Below are 4569 nucleotides of genomic sequence, written 5' to 3' on the forward strand. Positions count from 1 at the left end.
TTCTTTAGATTTAACAGAAGGAATCATCGCCAATCAATTTTAGATAAAATCATTCAGAGATGCGTAGAGCATAAACCGATTGCTTACGCTTCGATTAAATTACACGAGACTTAAATGGGTAACCCTATTATTTAATTCTTCCATTATAAATGTTTAAATGAGTTAAAAAGTAAAAGAGCTAACTGGGATAAGCCAATTAACTCTTTAAAATTTATCTTAAATTTTTATTTGTCTAAATGTACATCCATTTGAGGGAAGGGGATACTCAAACCTTCTTTGTCGAAAGTCTTGTAAACTGCTTTATTCATATCGAAATATACACCCCAATAATCTGCTGCATTTACCCATGCTCTAACCACAAAGTTTACAGAGCTATCTGCTAATTCACTAACAGCAATAAATGATGCTGGATCTTTAAGGATTCTCTTATCTGCATCGATAAGCTTTTGTAAAACAGCTTCTGCTTTGTCTACATCGTCGCCATATGCTATTCCAAAAGTCCAATCCACACGACGAGTTTCCATAGCAGAAAAGTTAATCATACTATTTGTACTTAAACCACCATTTGGTATAATGATGATTTTATTATCAGGAGTATTAAGAATAGTATTGAAAATTTGGATTTCTTTAACTGTACCGCTATGGCCTTGTGCAGTAATGAAATCACCAACCTTAAAAGGCTTAAAGATAAGAATCATTACACCACCAGCGAAGTTTTGTAGCGTTCCAGATAAAGCCATACCTATTGCTAAACCAGCGGCTCCTAATATGGCTATGAAAGAAGTCATTTCGATTCCTAACATGCCTAAGGCACTAATTACAACTAGAATTTTTAAAATGGTGCCAACAAGGCTTGTTAAAAACGGAACTAAAGAATCGTCCATTTTACTTTTCAACATCATCTTTTTGATAGAACCAGTAATCATTTTTGCTATCCAAAGACCAAGGACAAGAACCAGTAAGGCTCCAATTAGTGAAGTTCCGTATTCTACCAACAGTGGGCTGTATTGATCCCAATAAGAATTCATAGAGTCTAAATTTTCCATAAAGTTTTGATTTATTAATTTGGATGACAAATATAATAATTTGTAATGATTCTAAAAAGGGAATTGTTCCCTTTGATTTTGTTTTTAAAACAAAATTAAATATATGATAACCAGGTGATTAGTACTTTTAGATTGGTGTTGGTTGTATTTTCTCTTGTCCAATATTGAACATTGTTCTGTCTTGTTTAGGAAGTTATTCCAAATAAAGTTAAATCTTCCTATTTTAAGACTAGTGAGACTATTTATTCTTTTTGAAATTTCACCGTTGTATAATCTCCTTTCTCATCTAAAAAATTTATGATATAAAATCCATTCATAAGCTGGAAAACATTTATGAAATCATCTTTAATATTAAAGGATTGATAAACCCGAACTCCCAGAAGGTTATAAATCTCAATTTGTTTGATTTCTAGATTGTTATTATCGAAATTTATTCTATTTGAGCAGGGATTTGGGAATATTCTGATTTGATTTTGTGCTATTAGTTCAGATGTAGCATAAACAGGACTCACATCTATATCAATGCAATAGCTATTATTGAGGATGTTTATTTCTTGAGGATGCGGTGCAATATAAATGCAATAGTTTAGTAAGCCAAAAGAAGTAAATTGAAAATTGGGTAAAGAGAGTATGTGAGTGGAATTGGCTTCTAAATTTAGAACAGTATCCAGATAAATGATTTCGTTCTCAATTCTATAATCTAGAATAACAGTATCGGCAGGGGTATTCCCCACATTGCCGATTTCAATAAAGAGTTCTACTTCTTCTCCTTGATCAGGACTAGTGGGATTAGTCCACATATCCATAATCACTAAATCCACTTCGCTGAAATTCTCATCCAGCAAACTCATCCATAAACCCCAAGGCAAGTTTCCGGGGCACATGGTATTGGTTCCTGGCATTTGGTTATGGGCTCTAATTCCAGGAAGAGATAGTGTTTTGGGTATTTCATACTCATCACAGAAATAGCTGGCCATGGTAGCTGAAGCTTCTAGCATGGGCATAGAATTCCACTGATCGGGGTTGGCCAAGGTGGCTTCATGTTCAATGCCAATGGAGCGACTATTATTATAAGGATAGCCACTTGCACCGCAATGCCAAGCTGTATTTGCCACTTCTACCACTTGGCTGATTTCACCATCAGAAGAGCGAATAACGAAATGCGCACTTACTTCAGCATCGCAATTCTGAAACCAAGAAATGGCTCCAGCATAAGTTCCTGTTCCTATCCAATGATTTACCCAAGCATCTATTTCATGATTCCTTCCTTCGGCGAAATTACATGAGGTTAAAGCTGGAATAGCTGGAGGGTAGTCACTTGTATTTGGTGCTTTGTTTGAGAATATAAATGGATTTTCAGGATTTAAATATGGTATAATATTTAAACTCTGGCCTTCTAAGATAATTTCCTCATCCCAAAGAGTTTTGGAAATGCTGCCCTGTGTTATAACTTTATAATACTCGTAAACTTGTAATTCTTTTAATTCCTCAGATACAAGTCCAGTGATAGGTTTTAAATAATTAAACCAATCTTCTAATTTCTGGACCTCCTCTCGTTTTTCTTTACTTTGAAAAGCAATAAGAGCAGCCATTCCTCTGATATTTTGCTTGGGATCATCTTTTAAAATTTGAGGATTAAGGTTTAATAATTTCGCGGCATCATTTAAAGTATTAGCATAGGAATTGTCAACTAAGTGCATGATTCCCCATCCTTTATCTATACTTGGCCCCATCTGAGTCCAATTGCTTTCCACTTTGGCAATGGCTTTTAATATTTCCATAGGAATGTTAAATTCCAAAGAGGCTTCTTCGAAATAGGAATGTAATGTGGCCACATTCGGATGTGCTCGGTTTAAATATTTCTCCCATTGTAAATAATCAGCATCCTCATAATAGGTGGGGTCAGTTTGTGAAACCACAAATCCTAAAACTTCTGATAGATCTTTTTTCACAAATACATCCTTAGTTTGTCCGAAAAGGGCAAGAGTGATCCAGGAAAAAAGAATGATATTTAGGGTTTTTGATGCTTTCATATTTTACTTTTTAGAATTTTGCAGGTGGAAATACGCTTGGTTTCCTGATTTGTTATTCTAACAAAATAAATGCCGTTACTAAGCTTTTCTGTAGGAAAATGAATGAGTTTTTCTTGCTTGCCATCTATAGAATGTATGATGTTTCCTAAATCATTGATTAAATCAATTTGATAATTAACAGCATTATTAAATTGAATATTCAGTTGATTTTGAAATGGATTAGGGGAGAGGAATATGCTTTCATCGGGTATGAGTCTTTCAACATCTGTATTGACATCAATGAAGACATCATATATTGCTGTATCAATGTTTTCACAATATTGGCTGATGAGTTTAACTTCATAAGTCTGGTTGTTTTGATAATTATGAGAAGGGTTTTCTTCGGAAGAATATTCTCCATCATCAAAATCCCAATGATAAATCATAGGTTGAATACATTCGGAAAGATTATTAAACTGTACGAAATCATTAAAAACCTCAAAGGAAAAATCAGAATTCACTTGACTAATATGGAGGTTCCAATTATTATAGGAATGAAAAACGATAGAATCGGCAGTAGATTGTAATAGCTGGGCCATTTCTTCATCTAGGTTTCCAATAAAGGAGTTTTCGAAACTATAAATATTCCACATCATAGAATGAAAAACACAAGCTGCCAAATAGGTCCCAGAATAATTGGGATGACTGTTGTCAACAGCATGGAGGATTGTTTCATTTTCATTAATGACTTTCTTCCATGCGATTCCAACAGGAGCTACTAGGGCATTAAGTTCTTGAGTAATTCCCCAATATGCACTTTCTAAAGAATCCTGCATATGAGTAAAATCAACAAAATCGGGACTACAATAGACTCCAGAATCATCACATTGTTGTCCTCCAAATCGCCTTCCCCAAGTCATATAAAATAGTGTTTTTGCACAAGGATTATACTTTTTTATGGAGTCATTAAGCCTACGAGCGGCAGGGTACATGGAGTTTTCTTTATGAAAATCAATAGTTGGAATCTGGCTTTGCTCTTGTAAAACCACAAAATCCCAATCCCCTTTTCTTATCTTTAATAAGGAGGATTCATTAATAGAATGTTGTTCCAAAGTATGTCCTCCAGGAGTATGGAGCTCTGTATGTACATTTCTATTAGAATAATTTGCTAATTCCTCCACAATAATTGGAAGATTGTTTACACTCGTATAACTGTTTCCTAAAAATAAAACTCTCAAGCTATCCGTTTGGGAAAAGGAAATGCTTGAAATGAGAATAAAAGTAAGAATCAGAATTTTCTGCATAAAATCTATTATTCTAAGGATAAAGTGAATTGATGTGGGTAAAATTAATGTTTTCAATGTTAAAACGGCAAATAAATCTATAGGGTTACCCATTTAAGTCTCGTGTAATTTAATCGAAGCGTAAGCAATCGGTTTATGCTCTACGCATCTCTGAATGATTTTATCTAAAATTGATTGGCGATGATTCCTTCTGTTAAATCTAAAGAA

Annotated in this window: 3 protein-coding genes; all 3 read right to left on the reverse strand. The window is 34.1% G+C overall.

The window, feature by feature from the left end:
* Positions 1-224: 224 nt before the first annotated feature.
* On the reverse strand, positions 225-1046 hold the full coding sequence (locus HNS40_RS21600) for a mechanosensitive ion channel family protein (RefSeq protein ID WP_172284796.1): 822 nt from the start codon (positions 1044-1046) through the stop codon (positions 225-227).
* Positions 1047-1288: 242 nt separating this feature from the next.
* Positions 1289-3079, reverse strand: a complete 1791-nt coding sequence (locus tag HNS40_RS21605; protein ID WP_172284797.1) for an N-acetylmuramoyl-L-alanine amidase — start codon at positions 3077-3079, stop codon at positions 1289-1291.
* On the reverse strand, positions 3076-4455 hold the full coding sequence (locus tag HNS40_RS21610) for a T9SS type A sorting domain-containing protein (protein ID WP_172284798.1): 1380 nt from the start codon (positions 4453-4455) through the stop codon (positions 3076-3078). Before HNS40_RS21610 ends, HNS40_RS21605 begins: the two co-directional genes overlap by 4 nt.
* Positions 4456-4569 lie beyond the last annotated feature (114 nt).

The organism is Lentimicrobium sp. S6, from assembly GCF_013166635.1.
Lineage (GTDB): Bacteria > Bacteroidota > Bacteroidia > Bacteroidales > UBA12170 > UBA12170.

What these genes read in the sequence shown, in the direction of transcription:
- HNS40_RS21600 (WP_172284796.1), bottom strand. Translation starts at nt 1,046, where the DNA reads ATGGAAAATTTAGACTCTATGAATTCTTATTGGGATCAATACAGCCCA.
- HNS40_RS21605 (WP_172284797.1), bottom strand. Translation starts at nt 3,079, where the DNA reads ATGAAAGCATCAAAAACCCTAAATATCATTCTTTTTTCCTGGATCACT.
- HNS40_RS21610 (WP_172284798.1), bottom strand. Translation starts at nt 4,455, where the DNA reads ATGGGTAACCCTATAGATTTATTTGCCGTTTTAACATTGAAAACATTA.